Below are 23,054 nucleotides of genomic sequence, written 5' to 3'. Positions count from 1 at the left end.
GACAATAGTCTAGTGATGATGGCAAAGAGGTCACACCCGTTCCCATACCGAACACGGAAGTTAAGCTCTTTAGCGCCGATGGTAGTTGGGGGCTTCCCCCTGTGAGAGTAGGACGTCGCTAGGCAATGTAAACAGTCAGCTGTGTGCTGGCTGTTTTTTTATTATAGACAAGAAGCTAAAGCTGTAGACGATGAAACAATGTAAAGAGCGACTACAAAACACTAGTATTGTAGCTGCTCTTTTTATATTTACCTCCTTTCTTTTTTCAGCAAGAGTGTTTTCGTAGCAAAAGTGAAACATTAGTTACAAACCGTAAGTATAGCGTCAGATACAAAACTTTCCTACCTCTATATATAGTGAGAGGAATGCGATTTTAAGCTGCTTTTCAGGGGGGGCAAACACCCCCCTGAAATAGGGGAGCTCAGGCTAAAAACGCCACGTCCTGTGGCATTACCGAAATGACCGATTTCGTGTCGCTCCTCATGTTGTGCTGCCGCTTCGCTTCTACGCAACAAATCTGCAGGCATAAGCCAAATCCAATCTTGCGTCGACATAATAGATTTGCAAAGTCGATACGTAAAAGATAGAGAATATAAAAATAAAAAAATATATAAAAAAGTATTGCATACCTTAATTATATATGATATATTTATAAATGTCTTAAAGAGGTCCCGTGGTGTAGCGGTTAACATGCCTGCCTGTCACGCAGGAGATCGCCGGTTCGATCCCGGTCGGGACCGCCATTATAATTGATAATATAGTTCTTATGATGCTTTTAAATCATAAGAACTTTTTTTATTGTTATTATAAGGAAATTAGTGGATATGTATAATTTCTAAAAATATTATTTATAATATGCAATACAATTTAAGATGGAGGTGAATACCTCGAACCCCTGCATAAAACAGACTAGAAAAGACCCTATAGTGCTTGTAGGGGGTAGCATAGAAACCTTACCATTACGTTTCACTACAGTTGATGAAGAGTGATAGAAATAATGAGCTGGGTAATAAATCTAACAAATAGGGCATTAACTATAAAAATGACGATGATTATCGATTTCTCTCGTGTGAAAAAGATTTGGAGGTGTTACATGAGAAATTATTATTACATAAAACGTCTTAATATAAGCTTGCTCATAGGTGCTGCTGTAATACTAGTAGGCTGTGGAGATCCTATCTTAGATATTGAGGAATCCAATGCGTACCACTGGCAAAAAAATATGAATGAAGCAGAATTTGAAAAAATAAAAGAAGGTATGACATATATGGAGGTAGTAAAAATTGCAGGGGGAGCAGGAGAAACATTGAAAAAAGATCAATTCCGCTGGAATGATGAAATACTTATGACAAAAGCTTATAATGTACAATTTAAAGATGATAAATTGGTTAAAAAAGAGATAAGTGAGATAAAGGGTAAAAAAAAATAAGCACTTCTTTTTATAAGGATGTTGTCTCTTCATTTTGCACATGTTTTAGTAGCGATAGCGATAATTACACCAAGGCTAATTGTCTTAAGCTATTGACGTAGTGACGTTGAAATGATCTCGTTTTTCTCTAGCAATCTAATAGGTTTGCCTTGTATAAAAATAGGCAAACCTGCCCTTATGCCAAAGCTGATTCTGGACGCAATTATGCCGAGGCATAATTGATTAGTAGTTTCACCTTAACGACTCATCCTATGATGAGCACCAACCTGAGTGAATATCACTTTTGTTAATTCGATATACAGTAATTTATATTCTTTTTGTCGACAAGCTGCAACAATTACACCAAGGTGTAATTGTTTTTTTTAAAATCCATTGGATGCTTTGAACATTTACGCTTGTTTCGGTAAACTAGAAGTAATGGAGCTAGGAGAGGAAAAAGAGATGATGTATGAAAAAATAATGAATTCACTTGATGATACTGAGCATTTTGCGCTGAAGCTAGCAAGCTTACTAGAAGCCCAGGATACAATTACATTAGAGGGTGATTTGGGCGCTGGCAAGACGACATTTACGAAAGCATTAGCGAAGGGGCTTGGTGTGAAGAGGACAGTCAATAGCCCGACGTTTACGATTGTAAAGCAATATGAGGGGCGTTTACCATTTAATCATTTAGATGTTTATCGTTTAGCAGAAAGCGATGAAGACCTTGGATGGGACGAACTATTTTATGGTGATGCGGTATCAGTTGTCGAGTGGGCTCATTTGATTGAACAGGATTTACCACAGGAGCGCCTTGGAATAGAAATATACCGAATGGGAGAAAATCAACGACGATTTGTATTAACACCTCTTGGAAAGCGATATGAGGCATTATGTGAGGAGCTAATGAAATGATTTGGTTAGGGATTGAAACTGCGAATGCACCACTTTCTATTGCTGTAATAAGGGACGGTAAAGTGGTCGCAGAGATTGTACAAAATATAAAATTAACGCATTCGGCAGGTGCTATGCCAGCCATTGAAGAAGTGCTAGCAAACGCTGGCATAAAGCCAAGCGAGTTGGATGCGATTGCTGTATCAGAAGGACCTGGTTCTTATACAGGTGTACGAATAGGTGTGACGCTTGCAAAAACATTAGCATGGACATTGAAAAAGCCTTTAGTTGGAATATCTAGCTTAAAGTCATTAGCCGCAAATGCAGCACTATATGATGGATTTATTTGTCCTATTTTTGATGCGCGAAGAGGCAATGTTTATACGGCCGTTTATAAAGGTCGTGAGCTTGAAACAATTATAGATGATTATCACGATCATATTGATGGCTTATTAGAGCGTTTACAGGCTTTAGAGGCACCGATTTTATTTGTTGGAGTAGATGTAGATATTTTTTGGTATAAAATCGTAGAGGTGTTAGGTGACTATGCTCAACGCATACCGTTTAGTCATGACTTGCCAAGAGCAAGTGAAACAGTTCGATTAGCGACGAAAGTGGAGCTACCAAGTGTGGAGGCTGTTCATCATTTTGTCCCGCAATACAAACGTATTGCAGAGGCGGAGGCGAATTGGCTGAAGGAACAAAAGGAGAAGGCACATGAGTAGTAATGTAATATATCGTAAAATGGTATCTGAAGATGTCCCAGTAGTGTATGAAATTGAGCTTGCTACATTTTCTACGCCATGGACGTTAGACTCTTTTTATTATGAAGTGCATGAAAATCAGTATGCACATTATGTGCTAGCTATAGATGAATATAATAACATTATCGGTTTTTGTGGCATGTGGATGGTTATAGACGCAGCGCAAATTACGAACGTAGCCGTTATAGATGCTGCTCGCGGTCACGGAATTGGTGAAGGATTAATGCGAGAGGCAATGCGTATTGCGAAAGACCATAGTATGGAAGTCATGAGTTTAGAGGTACGAGTGACAAATACAGTTGCTCAAAATCTTTATCGAAAGCTTGATTTCCAAGACGGTGGCATACGTAAAGGCTATTATACAGATAACGGGGAGGATGCCCTTGTCATGTGGGTGAATTTATGATGGAAGATCGAATTATATTAGCAATAGAATCAAGCTGTGATGAAACAGCAGCAGCGATTATTCGAAATGGCACTGAAATTGTTTCAAATGTGGTTGCATCTCAAATAGAAAGTCATAAACGATTTGGTGGGGTTGTACCTGAAATTGCCTCTCGTCATCATGTTGAGCAAATTACAGTGGTTATTGAAGAAGCATTAGCACAGGCAAATATGAAGCCAACTGATTTAGACGCTGTGGCAGTTACTGAAGGTCCAGGTCTTGTAGGTGCATTGTTAATTGGGATTAATGCAGCGAAGGCTTTTGCATTTGCCAATGATTTACCGATAATCGGTGTGCATCATATAGCTGGACATATATATGCTAACGCACTCGTGCAGCCGATGGAATTCCCATTATTAGCACTAGTTGTATCAGGTGGCCATACAGAGCTAGTTTATATGAAAGAACATGGATCTTTTGAAGTCATTGGTGAAACGAGAGATGATGCAGCCGGTGAAGCTTATGATAAGGTTGCACGTGTTTTAGGCTTACCGTATCCAGGTGGTCCACGTATTGACAAGCTAGCACACGAGGGAGATGAGGCTGTAACCTTCCCACGAGTGTGGTTAGAGGAAGATTCTTATGATTTTAGCTTTAGCGGTTTAAAATCAGCAGTTATTAATTATAAGCATAATATGGATCAGCGTGGAGAGGAGATTTCTCCGACTGCCGTAGCCAAAGGATTTCAGGATAGCGTAGTTGAAGTGCTAACAGCTAAAACATTACGGGCAGCACGTGAATATAAAGTGAAACAAGTTATTGCAGCTGGAGGTGTAGCGGCAAATAAAGGCTTACGTACATCACTTGAGTCTGTTTTTGCGGAAGAAGGTATCCCGCTGTATGTACCGCCATTAAAGCTGTGTACAGATAATGCCGCTATGATAGGGGCAGCAGCAACACCTATGTTTGAAACGAATATTCGAGGCAATTTATCAATGAACGGTCGCCCTGGAATGGAGTTAAAATCCTGGGTGTAAATTCTTTCACTATAGAGAAAGAGGTTTTTTAGATTTAATTCTAAAACACCTCTTTTTTGCTTTTATGAAAAAAATGTTGAGAAAACAGTGAACATATGAAAATATAAATCTTATTAGTTGACAAATTTTTCAGAAAATTATCCACAGGCAAGACGAAAATAAAAGAGCGAACATCCGTACTTATGCACAAAATGTTGATAACTTGTGCATAACTTGTGATTATTCAATATATAGTAGCCTATTTTGCACAGAATCATGTGAATAAAATATTTTTGAATTGTGGACAATGTGGAAAAGTCTGTTGATATGTTGGTATTACTAGTTTTATAGTGTGAATAAAGTTGTGGGCATTTTTTGTCGAAAAATAGCACTTGACCAATATATATGAAAAATGAAGACGAGTAAAGTAGTAAAGGAAAAAGCCATGTGACAAGGCACATGGCTTTACAATACTACCACCGTAAAGATAGAAGTTCGGTAGGGGATGTTATAAGGTAATATTTTCAAGTTCCTCACTTAGCTCAAGCCATTCCATTTCAAATAACTCGTACTGTTCTTTAGAAGTGGATAATTCATCCTGGAGCTGTGTGATTTTTTCGTGGTCTGTGAAAATCTCAGGATCACAAAGAGCTTCCTCTAAGCGAGCTATTTCAAGATTTTCTTGCTGCATTTTCCCTTCTAGTTCCTCAAGCGTGCGTCTAATTTGACGTTCTCGTTTTTTAGCCTCTTTATCAATTTTAGAGGTAGAGATTTTCTCAGGTACATCAGCTTGCGCTTGAGGTTGAGCAGCAGCCTTCATTTGGGCGATTTCTAGTAACTCTTGTTTTTTCTCAAGATAATAATCATAGTCACCTAAGTACTCAAAGGAACCATCACCAGACAGTTCGATTACTTTAGTAGCGATTCGATTGATAAAATATCGGTCATGCGATACGAATAAGAGCGTTCCAGGATAATCAATAAGTGCGTTTTCCAGTATCTCTTTACTATCTAAGTCTAAGTGATTGGTAGGCTCATCAAGAATTAAGAGATTTGCCTTTTGCATCATCAACTTAGCTAATGCAAGTCTGGCCTTTTCTCCACCAGATAAAGACGACACGGTTTTATCTACATCAACTCCACTGAATAAGAAGCGGCCTAGCACTGTGCGAATATCTTTTTCATTCATTAAAGGCCATTCATCCCATAGCTCTTTTAGAACACTTTTATTGCTCGATAGCTTTGCCTGCTCTTGATCATAGTAACCAATTTGAACATTTGTACCATAGCGAATTTCTCCAGTGAATGGTAGCAAATCTTTGACAATGGTTTTTAATAAAGTGGATTTACCAACACCATTTGGTCCAACAAGTGCAATGCGATCTTCTCGGAAAGTGCGTAGTGTGATGCCACTTGATATTTTCTTATCGCCATAACCTATCGTTAAGTCATCGATAGATAATACATCGTTACCACTTTGACGTTCAATTGTAAAACCGAAACTTGCTGACTTTTCATCACCTTCTGGAGAGTCCATCCATTCTGTTCGTTCGAGCATTTTACGACGACTTTGTGCCATTTTTGTAGTAGAAGCACGAGCAATATTTTTTTGAATAAATTCCTCAAGCTTGGCCTTTTCATCTTGCTGACGTTCATATAGCTTCAAATCACGCTCATAAGTTTTCGCTTTCTCATCTAAATAGGCACTATAATTGCCTGTATATTTTGTGACGCGATGACGAGATACTTCGTAGACAATGGAAACAACCTGGTCTAAGAAGTAGCGGTCATGGGAAACAATTAGAATAGCCCCTTCATAACCCTTTAAATATGATTCCAACCAAGAAAGGGTTTCAATATCTAAATGGTTAGTAGGTTCATCAAGGATTAATAGGTCAGGCTTACTTAAAAGAAGCTTAGCAAGTGCTAACCGAGTCCGTTGTCCCCCTGATAGTGAGCTAATTGACTTTTGGTAATCCTCAGGATAAAACTGCATACCATGAAGCACAGATCGTGTATCCGATTCATATTGATAGCCACCCGCATCCTTAAAATTATGCTGTAAATGATCGTATTCAGACATTATTTTTGCATATATAGTAGGGTTTTCATAAACAGCTGGGTCGGCCATTTGTTGTTCTAATGACCGTAGCGTTTGTTCTTGGGCAATAAGCGGCTCAAAAATTGTCATCATTTCATCCCAAATCGACAATGTCGAGTTTAAACCAGCATGCTGCTCTAAGTATCCGATTTGTATACCTTTCGGGATAATAATATCGCCAGAGTCATATGACATTTGACCAGCAATAATTTTAAGTAAAGTGGATTTACCCGCACCGTTACGACCTACTAATGCAACTCGGTCACGATGTTGAACTTCTAATTTTACGCCACTTAAAATTTCATCTGCAATGAAGGATTTATATAGTTGATTGACCTGTAAAACAATCATTCTTGACACCTCAATTCTTCCTTAGTGTAATGGATGAGCGATTGGCTTGCAATGTCGATGCTTTACTTATTCCAAGCTGTCATGTAAGATTGAAACGATTTCCCTTTATTTAGTGGCGTAAAAGCGCCATTAAATAAAGGGAAATCCTCCAGTGAATATTATAAATTTAGAAATATAAAGTCTGTATCATAAATAGAACTTGATACATTTTAAGGAGGAAAAAGTTTGAAACAAGAATTGAAAATTCCACAAGCCACTACGAAAAGACTTCCTCTTTACTATCGTTTTATCCAAAACTTTGCACAAGAAGGCATGGAACGCATTTCGTCGAAGGAACTAAGTGAAGCGATGAAAATTGATTCTGCAACTATTCGCCGAGATTTTTCTTATTTTGGTGCTCTTGGGAAAAAGGGATATGGCTATGATGTGCAGCATCTCTTACAATTTTTTAGCCAAACGCTCGATCAACATGAAGCGACAAAGGTTGCGTTAATTGGTGTAGGGAATTTAGGTAGTGCTTTATTAAAATATAATTTTCAAAAAAACCACAATACTCATATCGTTGTTGCATTTGACTCGAAGGCCCCAAAAGAAGGGAAAATGATTAGCAATATTCCTGTTTTTCACCCTGACTTATTGGAAGAAAAATATGCGGAATATGGAGCGGAACTTGCAATTTTAACAGTTTCACCACGCTCTGCACAGAAAATGGCTGATAGATTAGCAGTGATGAACGCAAAAGGAATTTTGAACTTTACGCCAGAGCGTATTACTGTACCAGATAAAATGCAACTTTTAACAATTGATTTGTCGGTAGAGTTGCAGGCGCTTATTTATTTAATTCGTAATCAGGAAGAGTGATCATTGTACATAATTTAACTTCTTTCAGCGGGTGTACAAACGCCCGCTGAAAGAAGTTAAAGCCTTAGGACGCAATTAGACCTAGGCATAATTGATAGCATAGCTCACAGTTTCTGTTAAATGAAGTAAGTATAAAATTGAGAGAATGACGAAAAACTTTCACATATAATTAGTTAGCAAAATGGCGAAATATGCGTTAAAATGATGGATATAAAGAGGAGGTGGCTTTAATGGGTGGTATTGGTCCTATGAGCCTCATTATTATCGGAATTGTCGCATTACTAATTTTTGGTCCTAAAAAGTTACCAGAGCTTGGTAAAGCATTTGGTTCAACATTACGTGAATTCAAAAATGCTACTAAAGGTTTAGCCGACGAAGATGATGATGACAAGAAAAAGAAAGAATTAGATAAGTAAGTTAGGATGTTTGAGGAATGAATCCAAGAGATCTAACTGTCATTGAACATATAGAAGAATTAAGAAAACGGCTTTTCATTGTTGCCGTTTTCTTTGTTCTAGCTATGGCTGGCGGCTTCTTTGTTGCAAAGCCGCTTGTTAAATATCTTCAAAGTACTGGAGCGAATTACAATATAGAGCTCCATGCATTTGATGTAGTAACACCACTTGCAATTTATATCCAAGTAGTTTTTTTAATAGCATTTATCCTATCCTCACCGGTATTGATGTATCAATTGTGGGCTTTTATTAGCCCGGGATTAAGGGATGTAGAACGAAAAGCGACTTTAAGCTATATACCGTATTCATTTTTATTGTTTTTAGCAGGGCTGTCTTTTTCATATTTTTTACTATTCCCTTATGTCATAAAGTTTATGATGAATTTATCAAACGATTTAGAAATTCAACAAACAATTGGCATACATGAATATTTTTCGTTTTTATTTAAGCTTACAATACCTTTTGGTTTCCTTTTCCAATTACCGATTGTAGTCTTGTTCTTTTCACGTATTGGGATTTTATCTCCTGAGTTACTAATTCGTATTCGTAAGTATTCATACTTTGGTTTATTTGTATGTGCTGCACTAATCGCGCCACCTGAATTAGCTTCGCACTTAATGGTTTCAGTACCATTGTTTGTTCTTTATGAAATTAGCATTATGATTTCTCGTATTGGCTATAAGAAATACTTAAAATCAGAGGAAATGCGAATGAAAGAAGAACAAGAAGCTGAGCAAAAACGTCAGATAGAAGAGGCACTTGAACAGCAGAGACGTCAAATCGAAGAACTGAATCAATAATAATAGAAGCTCGATGCTAATTAGTAGCATCGAGCTTTTTCGTCGTGATAGATACAGATAAATTTAACTTCTTTTCGGCGGGTGTCTAAACACCCGCTGATTTTTATTGCATTTTTTCTAGTTCTTGAAGAAACTTTTGCAATGGTTCTGCATACAATTGTACAAGTGTCACAAAACCGTTCAGCATGACATGGGCGATAATGGACGTCCAAATGCGTTTTGTTTTGTGATATAAGAAGGCAAAGATCAATCCACAAATTGTATAAAGCAAGATATGTGAGAAGTCCATATGAATAAGAGCAAAGAAAATGGCACTTACTATACCAGCTATCCAGAAATTAGTTGTTTGGACAAGCGATCCGAAAATAACACGACGGAAGACGAACTCTTCTAATATGGGTCCAAAAACAACTATGGCTAATATCGCAATAGGAGCACCTTTTGCAATAGCTACAATATCAGCTGTGTTTTGCGATCCACCTTGGATACCGAATATAGCCATTTCGATCGCTGCGCCAATCATTTGGCCGAAGAAAACTAAGAAGAAACCAATAATTCCCCACATAATTGACAGTGGTATCGTTTCTTTCTTCCCTTTATAAATATCCCAAAACGCTTTATCGCGAGATGTTAGGATTAAGCTTAGAATTAACGCAATGGCAAAGCTAAGCGCAATATACCAGCCTTGCGTAAGCGGAGCAGCTTGTTCGCTAGGTAAACCAGTTGTACTCATAACAAGCTTGTGAAACGGTTTTGCTAGCAATATCCCTGATAAATGCATGATGATATAAATCACTAAAACATAAAGGGCTGTTTTTTTATGCTTACTTATTTTTGTAGAATTGTTCACAGTCAAAATCCTTTCCATTCATTATGCTACCTTTCTATTGTAGAGGAATATGGAAAGAAAACAAAATTTTTCGAAGTTCTGACTTGCAAAAAAAAGTGTGATTGATTATCATAATAATTGTATTAGCACTCGTATGGGTAGAGTGCTAATAGACTTAATCTTATACTTAATTAATAGGAGGTTGTTTCACTTGTTAAGACCACTAGGAGATCGTATTGTAATCGAACTAATCGAGGTAGAAGAAAAATCTGCATTCGGTATTGTACTGCCAGACTCTGCAAAAGAAAAGCCACAAGAAGGTAAAATTGTAGCAGTTGGGACAGGTCGTATATTAGAGAACGGACAACGTGTAGAGCTTGACGTTAAAGTTGACGACCGCATTATTTTCTCTAAATACTCTGGTACAGAAGTTAAATATGAAGGTAATGAGTACCTAATTTTACGCGAAAGCGATATTCTTGCAATTATTGAATAAGTTCATACTTTTTTAGTTTATTAAAGTTAATACCTTTAGTCATTGTCACAAATAAACAAATGAATAGGTGACAATGACAGTATGGCGAAATTTTTATAAATATATTGATGAAGCTTAACGAATATTCCATTCCAGGAGGGTAAATTCAAATGGCAAAAGATATTAAATTCTCAGAAGACGCTCGTTCATTAATGCTACAAGGTGTAGATAAATTAGCAAACGCGGTAAAAATTACTCTAGGGCCAAAAGGTCGTAACGTAGTTTTAGAAAAAAAATTCGGTTCACCACTTATTACAAATGATGGTGTAACAATTGCAAAAGAAATTGAGCTAGAAAATCCATACGAAAACATGGGTGCAAAATTAGTAGCAGAAGTTGCTTCTAAAACGAACGAGATTGCTGGTGACGGTACAACAACTGCAACAGTATTAGCTCAAGCTATTATTCGTGAAGGCTTAAAAAACGTAACAGCTGGTGCAAATCCTGTAGGCATTCGTAAAGGGATTGACAAAGCAGTTGTAGCGGCCCTTACAGAATTAAACGCTATTTCTCGTCCAGTAAGCAACAAAGAGGAAATCGCACAGGTTGCGGCTATCTCTGCTGCTGATGATGAAGTAGGGCAGTTAATTGCAGAAGCAATGGAACGTGTGGGTAACGACGGAGTTATTACAATTGAAGAATCTAAAGGCTTCACAACTGAGCTTGATGTAGTTGAAGGTATGCAATTCGACCGTGGGTATGCATCACACTACATGGTAACAGATACAGATAAAATGGAAGCTGTATTAGATAATCCATATATTTTAATTACTGATAAAAAAATTACAAACATCCAAGAAGTATTACCATTATTGGAACAAGTAGTACAACAAGGTCGTCCACTGTTAATCATTGCTGAAGATGTTGAAGGGGAAGCTCTTGCAACACTTGTAGTGAACAAGCTTCGTGGTACATTCAATGCTGTAGCGGTTAAAGCTCCAGGATTTGGTGACCGTCGTAAAGCAATGCTAGAAGATATCGCAATTTTAACAGGTGGTCAAGTAATTACAGAAGAATTAGGCTTAGATCTTAAATCAGCTGATATTACATCACTTGGTCGAGCTGCAAAAGTGGTTGTGACAAAAGATAATACAACAATCGTAGAAGGTGTTGGCGGTGCAGATGCAATCGAAGGCCGTATTGGTCAAATCCGTGCTCAGCTTGCTGAAACAACTTCAGAATTCGATAAAGAAAAATTACAAGAACGCCTTGCAAAATTAGCAGGTGGCGTAGCAGTAATCAAAGTTGGTGCTGCAACAGAAACAGAACTAAAAGAACGCAAACTTCGCATTGAAGATGCTCTTAACTCAACTCGTGCAGCAGTTGAAGAAGGTATTGTATCAGGTGGTGGTACTGCACTTCTTAACGTATATGCAGCAGTTGAAAAAGTTGCGGATGCAGAAGAAGGCGACGTAGCAACAGGTGTGAAAATTGTTCTACGTGCTTTAGAAGAGCCAGTACGTCAAATCGCAAACAACGCAGGTCTTGAAGGCTCAATTATTGTGGATCGTCTAAAACGTGAAGCAATCGGTGTAGGTTTCAACGCTGCGACAGGCGAATGGGTAAACATGATTGAAGCGGGCGTAGTAGACCCAGCGAAAGTAACTCGTTCAGCTTTACAAAACGCAGCATCTGTAGCAGCTCTATTCTTAACAACAGAAGCAGTAGTAGCAGATATTCCAGAACCAGCATCAGCAATGCCAGATATGTCTGGTATGGGCGGCATGCCGGGGATGATGTAATCTACGGCTCTAGCACAAAAACACTTCTCAAATTTGAGAAGTGTTTTTCATGCTTTAGTGAATATTTATCAGTAAATCTCTGATCAAAGCTGGTTTTCCGTAAAGAATATGTATCCCCTTTTTAGGATGGGAATTTCCTCCTTGAGTGTATGTAATTTTCTTTTCATAATTGTTTGGCACCCGCTTTAACTCTGTTGGTGTGACATATTAAATATTAATTTATAAAAAGGTTATCCATTAGTTCATATTTGAACTTCTGGATAGCCTTTTTGCTATAGTTATTGATCTTAGACTTCCAAATATGTCAGGTAAAAATCTACATGCCTGGTAGGTTTAAGCCCGGTAACCCTGGTAAGCCAGGATATTGCCCGCCTGGAAATGGCATCGGACGTGGTGGATATGGTTGCGGCGGATATGGCTGTGGAGGACGTGGCGGATATGGTTGCGGCGGATATGGCTGTGGAGGACGTGGTGGATATGGTTGCGGCGGATATGGTCGTGGAGGACGTGGTGGATATGGTTGCGGCGGATATGGCTGTGGAGGACGTGGTGGATATGGTTGCGGCGGATATGGCTGTGGAGGACGTGGTGGATATGGTTGCGGCGGATATGGCTGCGGAGGGCGCGGCGGATATGGTAACGGATTTAAAGGTGGAAATGGGTTACCGGAAGGCATGCTAGGGTGAAACGGAATATTAACATCAATATCGTCGGGATTTAAATTAGGATTGACCAATGAAACACACCTTTCTTCGTTTTTCTTCTCTAACATATGCCTACTATTATGATCGTTGTAGGCATTAAACTAAGTGAATAATTGACAAAGGTATAATACATTAAATTAGAAAATGTTATAAAATATATCAAATTTAATTATAATAGAAGAAAATATTATTTAAAGGATGTTTAGATAAATGGCCATTATAAAAATCAAGAAAATTAAGATACAAAATTTACGAAATGTGCGACATGGTGAAATTGTTTTAACGGTGAATTTTGAGACATTTTTTAAGGCTAACGTTGTAGGTTTATACGGACAAAACGGTTCAGGGAAAACAACTATTGTTGATGCATTTGGCTTGTTAAAGGCACTGATCTCCGGCTGGATTACTGAAATAAAATTACCGTCTCAGGAAAAGAGATTAATTATGGCAGGAGAGGATACGGCAAGTATTGAGTTCGAGTTTCTTGTAGAAAATCAATTTGGCACGTTTTATCTCAATTATTATGTAGAGTTAAAAGAAGATCAAAACAGATTGTACACAACGGTTGAACGTATAGCTTACAGAGAGAATGAGAAAGGTAAGCGTTCAAAGATTCTGATTAATGTTACAGAGGAAGACATACAACTACGTAAAGCTAATCTTTCTGATATGAATGAAAAAACGCGTATCCAATTACTAGTCATTCATCAACTATCTAAAAAACAGTATATGTCCTTTATCTTTCACAAAGATTTAAAGCCATTATTACAAGACAGATTGTCAGAGCTAGAAATGCAATTACTTCATAATTTAGCAATAGATTTTAATCGAGATCTACATGTTGTTAATAATCAAAATATCGCACCATTATTTGAGGAGCGCAGCATGCCATTTAGTATCCATCTAGAAAAAACTCGTGGTTCTATCCCTTACAATTTGAAAGGACCAGCGTTATTACCAGAGGATACGTTTAATGTGTTATGTGAAGTAATAGAACAAAGTAATCGTGTATTATCAGCAATTATTCCGGGTCTGACTATTAAGATTAATGTCATTACAAAACAAACGATGGATAATGGAGAAAAAGGAGTCCGTTTTGAATTTTTATCACAGCGTGGGGAGCGTGAATTACCACTACGGACAGAGTCAGAAGGAATTTTGAAAATTATTTCTGTACTCAGTGTGCTCATTGCCGTTTATAATAACCCAAATGCTTGTGTAGTAATTGATGAATTAGATTCTGGTGTTTTTGAATATTTATTAGGCGAGTTGTTAACAGTGATTGATGAGGACGGAAAAGGCCAGCTTATTTTTACGTCTCATAATCTACGCGTGTTAGAGGTGCTTGCTATTAAAAACTTATGGTTTACGACAACGAACGAGGAACGTCGTTATATGCAGCTAAAAGGTATTAAAGAGGTAAATAATGCTCGAGATGTTTATTTACGTGCAATTCAGTTGGGCGGACAGGATGAAGAGGTTTATAAAGAAACGAAGATATTTAAAATTAAGCGTGCCTTTAGAAAAGCGGGTGTCCAGCGTGACTAAAAAAGTTCTTTTAATCATTGTAGAGGGGCAGACGGAGCAAATTGTTTTAGAGGATTATCTAGATGAACATTTTGCAAATTCTACGATTCGCTTCGATGTACAACGGGAGGATATTTTAACGAAGTGGGATGCCAATAAACGAATACCTAATATTAAAAATAGTGTTACGCGAGTGATTCAGAACTATTTGCAAAAGTATAAGTTTTTAGCGAAGGATTTAACTGCTGTTGTTCATATTACCGATGCAGACGGTTGTTTTATTGACCCAGAATTTGTAAAAGTGAAGGAAGATATTGAGCAAAAACTATACTATACAGAAGATGCAATATTGGTGAAAACTGAGAAGCGTAAGGAACAAATCGAGCAACGAAATGAAATGAAGGCGAGTAATGCCAAAATCCTTGTGGCGAATGATCATTTTAGCATTCAGCGATTAAGAATACCGTACCAGCTATTTTATTTTTCTACAAACTTAGAGCATGTACTTTGGAATGAGCGCAATGAAATAGCAACGGAAAAGGTGCAAAAGGCAGATGAATTTATGGACAATTTATCGAGTTCCATAGAAGAGTTTTTAAAAGACTATCTTCCAGTTAATGCAGAGCTTCCGTATAAAGAAAAAATGAAAATGAGCTGGTCATTTTTAATGGAGGGCTGCAATTCGTTACAACGCGGAACGAATGTACCGTTATTATTTGAGATGATTAAATCAGATGTACAATAAAATGCCCTCCGATGTACAGTGGAGGGCATTGCATAGTGCTGAAAAACAAAATGGCTAAGGTAATCTTTGTGAATGATGATGTCCGTTCCAGGCTACTCGCTTTGTCGCTGCCGCTACGCTTTCGCACAGAGCAGAGATTCCTGTGAGCGAGCGTCGAGCCGCTTCCTCCGCTTCGCTTCGTGCGGGGTCTCGCCTGTCTCGCTTTCCCACGGGAGTCAAGTAGCCTTCCACTACAATCAGCAATAGTGTAGAACTTTTTATATAATCTATGCATTTCAAAATTGCACAAATGGTTAGACATTTAACAAGAGATGACGGAAATCGCTAACAGTCATCTCTTCCTTTTTGTGTTTGTTCATAGTTGCAAATATGTCCTAAAATAGCTGAATCTTTAATTTTTGTTTCTTCACTTAACAATAAAAGCTTTGACATAATCCTACCACTGCCCAAGTGTAATGAATAGCTAGCAAGTTTACCTTCAATAAATAAGAGTTATTTTTTCATTTCAACGTTTGTTAGCTTTTAATAACTTCGCTAATTCCTCCACAATGACATTACGCATATCACTTGTAGAATGGACTTGCCTCGGAATCGACACTACCAACTTGAGCAACATTTACAACGAGGTAAACAATATAAAGAACGAGGTGTTTACGCTAGTTGTAAAAAAAGTGTAACAAATCATTAGTTGCGACGACTTATTTGTAAGTGTAGAAAGTGGGGTGAAGTTTTGCATCAGGATATATTAAAAATTGAACATTTGTACGATTGTTATCATCGTGATGTGTATCATTTTGCGCTTTATTATACAAATAGCAAACAAGAGGCAGAGGATATTACGCAAGAAACGTTTTTTAAGGCGATGAAGCAGTTACATAATTTGAAGGATAAAGATAAAGTAAAAACTTGGCTCTTATCAATTGCACGGAATACAGCAGTAGATATACATAGAAGGCAGAAAATAAAGCGTTTATTAACAGAAAAACTTAGCTTGCAGCCCGTCTTGAAGGAAATACCAAAGCCTTTAGAGATTGTGGAGAAAAATGAGCAATGGCAGGCAGTACAAGAAGCATTAATGACATTAAAATCACATGATCGGACAATCATTATTTGCAGAATGGTAAAAGACTACACGATACAAGAAACAGCTGCGATATTAGGTATCTCGGAAGTCAAAGTACGTGTTGATTTTCACCGAGCAATGGCAAGGCTTCGAAAAAAGGTAGGGAGGGATGATTGATGGAAGAACGTGATTACGATTTAGTTGATGCATTAAAGAAACGCCCTGATAAAGATCCAGATTTAGATTTCTCAAATCAATTACGTCAAAAACTCGAAAAGACTCATATAAAAAAGACAAAAAGATTTTCTATTGCAACCATACTAACCGTTCCAGTGACGCTAGCTGCACTTCTATTTGTATTCAGCATTAGTACAGGACAATCGTTCCATTTGAAAAATGCCGCACAGTTAACTATCAATCTGGAAAAAGATCTTACTAATATAGTATGTATGTTCCTCATGCTTACGCTCTCATTGTTTATTTTGTTCGTTTATTACAAAGGACTTACGAAGGGAAGACTTGTCTACATGACATTTTCTTTATCTTTCTTGGCATGGGTAGGGAACTTAATATATGCAGAGCATCAAAATATGGATGAACCTACTGTACAACCAAGCTCAAGCTATAACGAAACCTACGATTATACGAGTAAGCAATACTATATAGATGAAATTCAACAGGAACATGATAACTATTTGATGAAAACAAATGAGGGGGGTATGAAATAATGAAAAATCCTTACGATCATTTATTTAACGGGGTGTGCTTTGTATTTGTAGATTTAAGTAATTTCGGATTACCGGATATGTTGCCGGATTTTATTGGCTATATATTTTTTGCATATGGTATTCACTTACTGCCAACGTTCCATAATTTAAAGCGTTGGTCGAAAAACTTCGCTATTATTTTGGCGGTAATGTCATTTTTCTTAGAGCTAGGTCAATGGCTAGACTATAGTATATTAGGAGGAATTGGTGTACAGTTTATGCAATTTTTATTCATCATCTTCATGTACTGGGTTTTTCAATTATTATTACACATTCATAATAATAAACCTCTTGAAGCAAAAACATTAAAAACATACCAGAAATTTATGGCATTTATGCTTTGCGGTTTTGTCATACAGGCATTTTCAATAAATGTTGATACAAGTATGCGAGGGAATGTTCATTTTATAGGCTCTTTACTACAGCTGTTTGCTTATTTTTTATTTATATTCTATTATCGAGCGTGTCTTAAATACTATAAAAAAAATAATGGAAATAAGGTTCATTCGCTGTAACAAGCGATGGATCTTTTTTGCTTTAGGAATCTGTGTTTACTTAGCAATGACATCTTTTCCTTTCCTAATTCATAAGCTTTATAGGTGTAATTTTATCAAGCTAGAAGGAGGCACTGCCATTCAAATACATGTTGTACGGGCAGGGGAGTCCATATGGGGTATTTCGCAGGCGTATGGGACAACAGTTCAAAGTATCGTAGATGCCAATCAAATTCCTGAACCGAATCGATTAGTTGTCGGGCAAGCGCTTGTAATACCGATTGTAGGAAATTTTTATTATGTGCAGTCAGGGGATAGTTTATATTCAATCGGCCAACGCTTTGGCATTAATTATTTAACACTTGCTCAAGTCAACAATATTAGTCCGAGTCAGCCTTTATCGATTGGTATGCGACTTTATATTCCACCTCAACCAAAAACAAGAGCTGAAACATTGGCATATTTAGAGCCGAGAGGGACATTCGTTAGTGAAGCATTATTGAGCCAAGCAAGAGAAGCTGGTCCATTTTTAACGTATCTTGCTTTATTTAGCTATGAGGCAAGGCGAGATGGAACGCTTAAGGTACCACCGAGTCAAGGTGTGGCGCAAATTGCAAATGATACAGGAGCTTCTCTAGCGATGGTTGTCTCAAACCTAGAGAATTTTAGTTTTAGCGGTGATTTAGCGAGAGATATTTTTCAAAGTACAGCAGTACAGGATTTACTTTTTAATAATATTCTTGAAGAGGCAAAGCGTTTAGGAAGCGTTAAAGATATTCATTTCGATTTTGAGAATTTGCCGGGCGATCAACGAGAAGCATATAACAATTTTTTAAGGAGAGCGGTGAGTCGATTCCATCCACAGGGGTATACCGTATCGACAGCACTAGCTCCAAAAACAAGTGCTAGTGAGCGAGGTCCGTGGACAGAGGGGCATGATTATAAAGCACATGGAGAAATAGTGGATTTTGTTATGTTAATGACTTATGAATGGGGATATTCTGCAGGGCCACCTATGGCCGTATCGCCACTTCCCGAGGTAGAGGCGGTTGTAAAATATGCAGTAAGTGAGATACCTCGTAACAAAATTATACTTGGACAAAATTTATATGGATATAACTGGACATTGCCTTTTGTACAAGGGGGCCCGAATGCAGAAGCAATTAGTCCACAAAGAGCAATTGAAATTGCTAAAAAATATAATGCTGCTATTCAGTTTGATTTGAGATCTCAAGCTCCGTTCTTTGAATACTACGATGAGCAAGGTAGAGCACATGTGGTGTGGTTCGAGGATGCAAGATCCATTCAAGCGAAGTTCAATTTAATCAAAAGGTACAATCTTAGAGGAGTAGGCTACTGGAAATTAGGTCTCCCATTCCCGCAAAATTGGCTATTGATCGGATCAAATTTTGATGTAGTAAAGAAATGAGAATCTTAAGGAGTAAATACTTTCGCTGCAAAAGGAGCTCATTCCCTTTTTCTAATAAATATTAATTATCTGGAAATGACATTTCCATTTATGGAAATATATATTATAATAATGGTAAATGATATTTTAGGAGGTATATTTTGGATAAATTTAAAAAGTTAGGTATTATACTAGCGTCTACTGCATTTTCAGTGGGTGTAATTTCGCCAATGGCACAAGCTTCAGCAAATGTAAAAGAATCACAAGAGAGAGTTGCAATCCAAGTTGCTTCAACAGAAACAAAGGTTACAAAAAGTGAACTTATTAAGCAATTGAATACATTATTCCCAGGCAAGTTCAAATTTGTATCAGAGAAGGATTTCTCAATGGGGGAAGCGCATTACTTTAATGATGATGCTACAATACGCTATGACTTAAGCTTCCAAAAGACAATCAATGGCAAAGATGTTTTTGGTGAATTTACGTTTAAAGGCGAAAATTTAGAACTAGAATATTTCCACTACCAACCTGCCAATATAGCGGATGCATTGTATCCAGTGAAGTATTCAGAGGCCGATGCAAAGAAAATTGCCCAAGACTTCTTAAAGAAAATGCCGAATACTGCAAATTACAAGCTTCGTGAAGACGATTGGTATGGTGATTTTGGTTTTAGTTTTAGTCGACCTTTATCTGAACCAATTACGTATTCATTCAATTATTCGCCAACACATAATGGTGTACCACTAAGTAATGAGAATCTCAATATTACTGTTCTAGCAAATGGTGAAGTTGTAAGTATGTATCGTAATACTGGGTCAACTAGTAAGGCAACATTTGATAATGTAGATCAGAAAAAAAATGAATCAGATATACTTGCACAAGTTCGCGAAAATTTGTCAGTAGATTTGCGCTATATGGTGGATTATAACTACCAAACAGGCGAATCTATTGCGAAGCTTGTATATATGCCGCCAACAAGCTTCACGGGTGTGCATGCATTAAATGGGCAGTGGCATACAGTGAATGGTTTTACTTCTCAAGTTCCAACGGCAAAAGGTGTAGAAAAACTGGCATCGCAACCACTTGAACCTAGAAAGAAGGACGTTACAGTAGCAGAAGTCGAAGAGCTAGCTAAGTCTTTCTTGAAAGTTGATTCAGACAAAGTGAAGCTAGAAATTGAGTCGGTTAATGAAAGAGAAAACGACAATGGTGAGACAATTTATTCAGTAAATTATATGTATCATTTAGGAAATAGTGGCTATGGCGCATCATTCGAAGTGAACAAGGCAACAGGTGAGATTACAGATTACTGGGATATACGTAGAGATTTCATGGAGACAGATCAGAAAGTAGAACCAATCGCGAAAGAAGCTGCTTTAGCAAAAGCGATAGACTACTTAAAAGCATGGGCTCCGTCCTACCTTCATAACTATTCAAAACCAATAGAAGAAACAACATATGACAAAGAAAGTAAACGATATTACTTCTCCTTCCCACGTATTGTCAATGGTATTGCTGTAGTAGGGGATGAAATTTCTGTAGGTATTAGTGCAGATGGGAAATTAAGTTCATTAAATATTAGTAATCACAAGATTGATAATTGGCCAGCTGTAAATAAAGCTATTCCTGCTGATAAAGCAAAAGAAACGTTCCATAAGGGACTAAGCTTGGAGCTTCAGTATGCAAAACAGGATGGCGAGGATAAACATCACTATGATTTAGTATACTCTCCAGTTTATGATGGTAGCTTATTCAATAGTATTGATGCAACAACTGGTAAATGGCTTCAAAATGTTGATGATGCTAAAGAAAAACCAGCTATTTCACATCCAACAGCTGGAGGAGAATTAACTTATTTACTACACCAAAATGTATTAGAAGTGAAAGACCCAGCAAACTTTAATGCTGATACAGCTGTAAACAAGGGAGAAGCTTTAAAAATTTTAGTTAAATCATTATCATACGGATATTATGATTTTGGTACGTATGGAAGAGAAGACGAGAAGCAATCCTTTAAAAATATTGACAAAAAGCATCCATTATACGGAACCGTTGAACAAGCTGTAGGCATAGGTATTATACAACCTGCGGATCAATTTGCAGTAGATAAAGAATTGACTCGTCAAGAGCTTGCAGAATGGTTAGTACGTGTACTAAATTTAGAGAGTGCTGCTAAGCATGGTGACATTTACAAATTAAACTTTGCTGATGCAAGCTCAATTAAACAGGAATACGCAGGTTATATTGCTTTAGCAAGTGCGATGGGTCTAATTGATGGACAGCAAAATAAATTCAATGCTACTGGGAAAGTGACGTATGCAGATTTGGCAATATCTACAGTTCGTCTAGCAAAGGCTATTAATGAGGAAAATAACGGCCGCCGTTACTACTATTAATCAATAATCGATACATGAAAGGGTATCTCCTATTTTAGGGGATACCCTTTTAACTTCTTTCAGCAAGTGTTTTCTGTACCGAAAGCGAAGCGACAGGTGCAAGTGTTTTCTGTACCGAAAGCGAAACGGCAGTTACAAATATGACGAGGTATAATTGATGATTACAGAAAAACAAAAGGATTGCCGTTAATTATTTTATATGTTATTATTGTCTCGAATTAAAGATAAATGAATTCAAAGTAAATGGGAAGAGGGAGTCGTATGAAGGAAAACAATCGTAATTTAAAAGCTTTTACGGTCTTGTTCCGGGCGTATCAAACGATTCAGGATGCAACAAAGAGAGATTTACTTCAATACGATTTAAATCAAACCGAATTTTCAGTACTTGAGTTTTTATATCACCATGGTGAGCAACCAATTCAAGTGATTGGAAAGAAAATTTTAATTGCAAGCAGTAGTATTACGTATGTTATTGATAAGCTCGAACAAAAAAGTTTTGTGTATCGACGTGCTTGCCCAAAGGATCGTCGTGTCACATATGTTTTATTAACATATGAAGGACAAACGTTGATGGAAGAAATATTTCCAAAGCATGAACAAAAAATTAATGAGATTTTTGAAGTATTAGATCAACAGGAGATGGACACAATGATCCTGTCTTTAAAAAAGGTTGGTTTAAACGCAGTTGAAAAATAAAAAAAATTTACGTATATATCTCGAAATCGAGATAAATAGGAGGAACATAAAATGAACCATTTAAAAGGAATTCACCACGTTACTGCTATTACAAGTAGTGCGGAAGAGAATTATAAATTCTTTACTTATGTATTAGGGATGCGATTAGTGAAAAAAACAGTAAATCAGGATGATATCCAAACATATCATTTATTCTTTGCGGATGATAAAGGTAGTGCTGGTACTGATATGACATTTTTTGATTTCCCAAACATCCCAAAAGGTGTGCATGGAACGAATGAAATTTCCAAAACTTCATTCCGCGTGCCTACAGATGTGGCATTGGACTATTGGGTAAAACGTTTTGATCGATTAAATGTTAAACATACAGGTATACAAGAGCAATTTGGCAAGAAAAATTTATCATTCGTAGATTTTGATGATCAGCAATATCAACTTATTTCTGATGAAAACAATACAGGTGTTGCATCAGGCACTCCATGGCAAGATGGACCGATTCCTCTAGAATACGCAATTACAGGCTTAGGTCCAGTTTTTGTAAGAGTTGCTAATTTAAAATATTTCAAAGAGGTGCTCGAAAAAGTGATGCTCTTTACAGAAATTGCAGAGGAAGGGGATTTCCATTTATTTGAGGTTGGTGAAGGCGGAAACGGTGCACAAATCATTGTAGAGTTTAACGCAGTTTTACCAGTAGCTCGTCAAGGCTTCGGTACAGTACATCATGCAGCATTCCGCGTAGAGGATCGCGCTGTATTAGATGAATGGACTGAACGATTTGAAAGCTTTGGCTTCCATACTTCGGGTTATGTAAACCGTCACTTCTTTGAATCCCTTTATGCACGAGTTGCACCACAAATTTTATTTGAGCTAGCTACTGATGGCCCAGGATTTATGGGGGACGAGCCTTATGAAACATTAGGTGAAAAATTATCGTTGCCACCGTTTTTAGAGCTAAAGCGTGCACAAATTGAAGAGCTTGTTCGTCCTATTGACACTGTAAGAAGTACGATTACGTTCGATAAAGAATAAGAGTAATACTTTTCATTCCATTCAGTAGAGAAACACAAGTCTCGCTGAATGGAAATTACATATTTTTAAAAGAAAATGATTGGA

Annotated in this window: 22 protein-coding genes, 1 tRNA gene and 1 rRNA gene; 22 read left to right on the top strand and 2 right to left on the bottom strand. The window is 37.3% G+C overall.

The features are described 5' to 3' along the window. Positions 1-8 precede the first annotated feature (8 nt). From rrf to tsaD, 7 genes are all read left to right on the top strand, one after another. Positions 9-124 (top strand): 5S ribosomal RNA (gene rrf, locus ACVYAD_RS24325). 543 nt (positions 125-667) lie between these two features. Beyond that, positions 668-743 (top strand) — tRNA-Asp (locus tag ACVYAD_RS24320). Between the two features lie 350 nt (positions 744-1,093). Further along, a complete protein-coding gene (locus ACVYAD_RS24315; RefSeq protein WP_349662225.1) occupies positions 1,094-1,429 on the top strand; it encodes a hypothetical protein in 336 nt (111 codons plus the stop codon). Positions 1,430-1,873: 444 nt separating this feature from the next. After that, positions 1,874-2,323: a tRNA (adenosine(37)-N6)-threonylcarbamoyltransferase complex ATPase subunit type 1 TsaE gene (gene tsaE / locus ACVYAD_RS24310; protein ID WP_349662244.1), complete on the top strand. Its 450-nt coding sequence runs from the start codon at positions 1,874-1,876 to the stop codon at positions 2,321-2,323. Further along, on the top strand, positions 2,320-3,027 hold the full coding sequence (tsaB, locus tag ACVYAD_RS24305; protein ID WP_349662226.1) for a tRNA (adenosine(37)-N6)-threonylcarbamoyltransferase complex dimerization subunit type 1 TsaB: 708 nt from the start codon (positions 2,320-2,322) through the stop codon (positions 3,025-3,027). The genes tsaE and tsaB overlap by 4 nt, the downstream gene beginning before the upstream one ends. Then, entirely contained in the window at positions 3,020-3,472 is a 453-nt protein-coding gene (rimI, locus tag ACVYAD_RS24300; RefSeq protein WP_349662227.1) for a ribosomal protein S18-alanine N-acetyltransferase, read from the top strand. Before tsaB ends, rimI begins: the two co-directional genes overlap by 8 nt. Further along, positions 3,469-4,488: a tRNA (adenosine(37)-N6)-threonylcarbamoyltransferase complex transferase subunit TsaD gene (gene tsaD, locus ACVYAD_RS24295; protein WP_349662228.1), complete on the top strand. Its 1,020-nt coding sequence runs from the start codon at positions 3,469-3,471 to the stop codon at positions 4,486-4,488. The genes rimI and tsaD overlap by 4 nt, the downstream gene beginning before the upstream one ends. Before the next feature lie 487 nt (positions 4,489-4,975). Here the strand turns inward: tsaD and ACVYAD_RS24290 are convergent, their stop codons facing one another. Continuing rightward, entirely contained in the window at positions 4,976-6,919 is a 1,944-nt protein-coding gene (locus ACVYAD_RS24290) for an ABC-F family ATP-binding cassette domain-containing protein (RefSeq protein WP_349662245.1), read from the bottom strand. A gap of 225 nt (positions 6,920-7,144) precedes the next feature. Here ACVYAD_RS24290 and ACVYAD_RS24285 point away from each other — a divergent pair, with 225 nt between their 5' ends. From ACVYAD_RS24285 to tatC, 3 genes are all read left to right on the top strand, one after another. Beyond that, the gene (locus ACVYAD_RS24285) at positions 7,145-7,780 is read left to right on the top strand and encodes a redox-sensing transcriptional repressor Rex (protein WP_079563611.1); all 636 of its coding nucleotides are present in this window, start codon (positions 7,145-7,147) and stop codon (positions 7,778-7,780) included. A 230-nt stretch (positions 7,781-8,010) separates the two neighbouring features. Next, positions 8,011-8,196: a twin-arginine translocase TatA/TatE family subunit gene (locus ACVYAD_RS24280; protein ID WP_010857065.1), complete on the top strand. Its 186-nt coding sequence runs from the start codon at positions 8,011-8,013 to the stop codon at positions 8,194-8,196. 17 nt (positions 8,197-8,213) lie between these two features. Beyond that, positions 8,214-9,035 (top strand): twin-arginine translocase subunit TatC, encoded by an 822-nt coding sequence (gene tatC, locus ACVYAD_RS24275; RefSeq protein ID WP_079563612.1) that lies wholly within the window; start codon positions 8,214-8,216, stop codon positions 9,033-9,035. Positions 9,036-9,138: 103 nt separating this feature from the next. Here the strand turns inward: tatC and ACVYAD_RS24270 are convergent, their stop codons facing one another. Further along, complete coding sequence (locus tag ACVYAD_RS24270) at positions 9,139-9,903, bottom strand: CPBP family intramembrane glutamic endopeptidase (RefSeq protein WP_349662229.1); 765 nt, start codon at positions 9,901-9,903, stop codon at positions 9,139-9,141. A gap of 172 nt (positions 9,904-10,075) precedes the next feature. On the opposite strand from ACVYAD_RS24270, the gene groES reads away from it, so the two are divergent. The 12 genes from groES (at position 10,076) to ACVYAD_RS24210 (ending at position 22,970) form a co-directional block, all read left to right on the top strand. Beyond that, the gene (groES, locus tag ACVYAD_RS24265) at positions 10,076-10,360 is read left to right on the top strand and encodes a co-chaperone GroES (protein WP_079563614.1); all 285 of its coding nucleotides are present in this window, start codon (positions 10,076-10,078) and stop codon (positions 10,358-10,360) included. A 149-nt stretch (positions 10,361-10,509) separates the two neighbouring features. Continuing rightward, complete coding sequence (gene groL, locus ACVYAD_RS24260) at positions 10,510-12,141, top strand: chaperonin GroEL (RefSeq protein ID WP_386830440.1); 1,632 nt, start codon at positions 10,510-10,512, stop codon at positions 12,139-12,141. A 320-nt stretch (positions 12,142-12,461) separates the two neighbouring features. Then, positions 12,462-12,827, top strand: coding sequence for a hypothetical protein (locus tag ACVYAD_RS24255; protein WP_476428202.1), 366 nt, complete (start codon positions 12,462-12,464; stop codon positions 12,825-12,827). Positions 12,828-13,055: 228 nt separating this feature from the next. After that, positions 13,056-14,393: an AAA family ATPase gene (locus ACVYAD_RS24250; protein WP_476428201.1), complete on the top strand. Its 1,338-nt coding sequence runs from the start codon at positions 13,056-13,058 to the stop codon at positions 14,391-14,393. Next, positions 14,386-15,117 carry a hypothetical protein gene (locus tag ACVYAD_RS24245; RefSeq protein WP_476428200.1) on the top strand — a complete coding sequence of 244 codons (732 nt, stop codon included), beginning with the start codon at positions 14,386-14,388 and terminating at the stop codon, positions 15,115-15,117. Before ACVYAD_RS24250 ends, ACVYAD_RS24245 begins: the two co-directional genes overlap by 8 nt. 730 nt (positions 15,118-15,847) lie before the next feature. Beyond that, on the top strand, positions 15,848-16,357 hold the full coding sequence (locus ACVYAD_RS24240; protein WP_476428199.1) for an RNA polymerase sigma factor: 510 nt from the start codon (positions 15,848-15,850) through the stop codon (positions 16,355-16,357). Continuing rightward, positions 16,357-16,908: a hypothetical protein gene (locus ACVYAD_RS24235; protein WP_349662235.1), complete on the top strand. Its 552-nt coding sequence runs from the start codon at positions 16,357-16,359 to the stop codon at positions 16,906-16,908. Before ACVYAD_RS24240 ends, ACVYAD_RS24235 begins: the two co-directional genes overlap by 1 nt. Continuing rightward, the gene (locus tag ACVYAD_RS24230; RefSeq protein ID WP_476428198.1) at positions 16,908-17,462 is read left to right on the top strand and encodes a hypothetical protein; all 555 of its coding nucleotides are present in this window, start codon (positions 16,908-16,910) and stop codon (positions 17,460-17,462) included. The genes ACVYAD_RS24235 and ACVYAD_RS24230 overlap by 1 nt, the downstream gene beginning before the upstream one ends. A 118-nt stretch (positions 17,463-17,580) precedes the next feature. Further along, on the top strand, positions 17,581-18,870 hold the full coding sequence (locus ACVYAD_RS24225; RefSeq protein ID WP_349662246.1) for a glycoside hydrolase family 18 protein: 1,290 nt from the start codon (positions 17,581-17,583) through the stop codon (positions 18,868-18,870). Between the two features lie 140 nt (positions 18,871-19,010). Continuing rightward, the gene (locus tag ACVYAD_RS24220) at positions 19,011-21,245 is read left to right on the top strand and encodes a YcdB/YcdC domain-containing protein (RefSeq protein WP_476428197.1); all 2,235 of its coding nucleotides are present in this window, start codon (positions 19,011-19,013) and stop codon (positions 21,243-21,245) included. Between the two features lie 261 nt (positions 21,246-21,506). After that, a complete protein-coding gene (locus tag ACVYAD_RS24215; protein ID WP_079563624.1) occupies positions 21,507-21,941 on the top strand; it encodes a MarR family winged helix-turn-helix transcriptional regulator in 435 nt (144 codons plus the stop codon). A gap of 51 nt (positions 21,942-21,992) precedes the next feature. Beyond that, positions 21,993-22,970, top strand: a complete 978-nt coding sequence (locus ACVYAD_RS24210) for a ring-cleaving dioxygenase (protein ID WP_476428196.1) — start codon at positions 21,993-21,995, stop codon at positions 22,968-22,970. Positions 22,971-23,054: the final 84 nt, after the last annotated feature.

The sequence above is a fragment of the Lysinibacillus sp. G1-3 genome (assembly GCF_056322905.1).
This window is presented reverse-complemented; position numbering and strand designations above follow the sequence as displayed.

Coding starts and splice junctions, on each gene's coding strand:
- tsaB (WP_349662226.1), top strand. CDS start 2,320: ATGATTTGGTTAGGGATTGAAACTGCGAATGCACCACTTTCTATTGCT.
- ACVYAD_RS24270 (WP_349662229.1), bottom strand. CDS start 9,903: ATGGAAAGGATTTTGACTGTGAACAATTCTACAAAAATAAGTAAGCAT.
- ACVYAD_RS24250 (WP_476428201.1), top strand. CDS start 13,056: ATGGCCATTATAAAAATCAAGAAAATTAAGATACAAAATTTACGAAAT.
- tsaE (WP_349662244.1), top strand. CDS start 1,874: ATGTATGAAAAAATAATGAATTCACTTGATGATACTGAGCATTTTGCG.
- ACVYAD_RS24210 (WP_476428196.1), top strand. CDS start 21,993: ATGAACCATTTAAAAGGAATTCACCACGTTACTGCTATTACAAGTAGT.
- ACVYAD_RS24235 (WP_349662235.1), top strand. CDS start 16,357: ATGGAAGAACGTGATTACGATTTAGTTGATGCATTAAAGAAACGCCCT.
- ACVYAD_RS24215 (WP_079563624.1), top strand. CDS start 21,507: ATGAAGGAAAACAATCGTAATTTAAAAGCTTTTACGGTCTTGTTCCGG.
- ACVYAD_RS24315 (WP_349662225.1), top strand. CDS start 1,094: ATGAGAAATTATTATTACATAAAACGTCTTAATATAAGCTTGCTCATA.
- groL (WP_386830440.1), top strand. CDS start 10,510: ATGGCAAAAGATATTAAATTCTCAGAAGACGCTCGTTCATTAATGCTA.
- ACVYAD_RS24290 (WP_349662245.1), bottom strand. CDS start 6,919: ATGATTGTTTTACAGGTCAATCAACTATATAAATCCTTCATTGCAGAT.
- ACVYAD_RS24230 (WP_476428198.1), top strand. CDS start 16,908: ATGAAAAATCCTTACGATCATTTATTTAACGGGGTGTGCTTTGTATTT.
- tsaD (WP_349662228.1), top strand. CDS start 3,469: ATGATGGAAGATCGAATTATATTAGCAATAGAATCAAGCTGTGATGAA.
- rimI (WP_349662227.1), top strand. CDS start 3,020: ATGAGTAGTAATGTAATATATCGTAAAATGGTATCTGAAGATGTCCCA.
- ACVYAD_RS24280 (WP_010857065.1), top strand. CDS start 8,011: ATGGGTGGTATTGGTCCTATGAGCCTCATTATTATCGGAATTGTCGCA.
- tatC (WP_079563612.1), top strand. CDS start 8,214: ATGAATCCAAGAGATCTAACTGTCATTGAACATATAGAAGAATTAAGA.
- ACVYAD_RS24255 (WP_476428202.1), top strand. CDS start 12,462: ATGCCTGGTAGGTTTAAGCCCGGTAACCCTGGTAAGCCAGGATATTGC.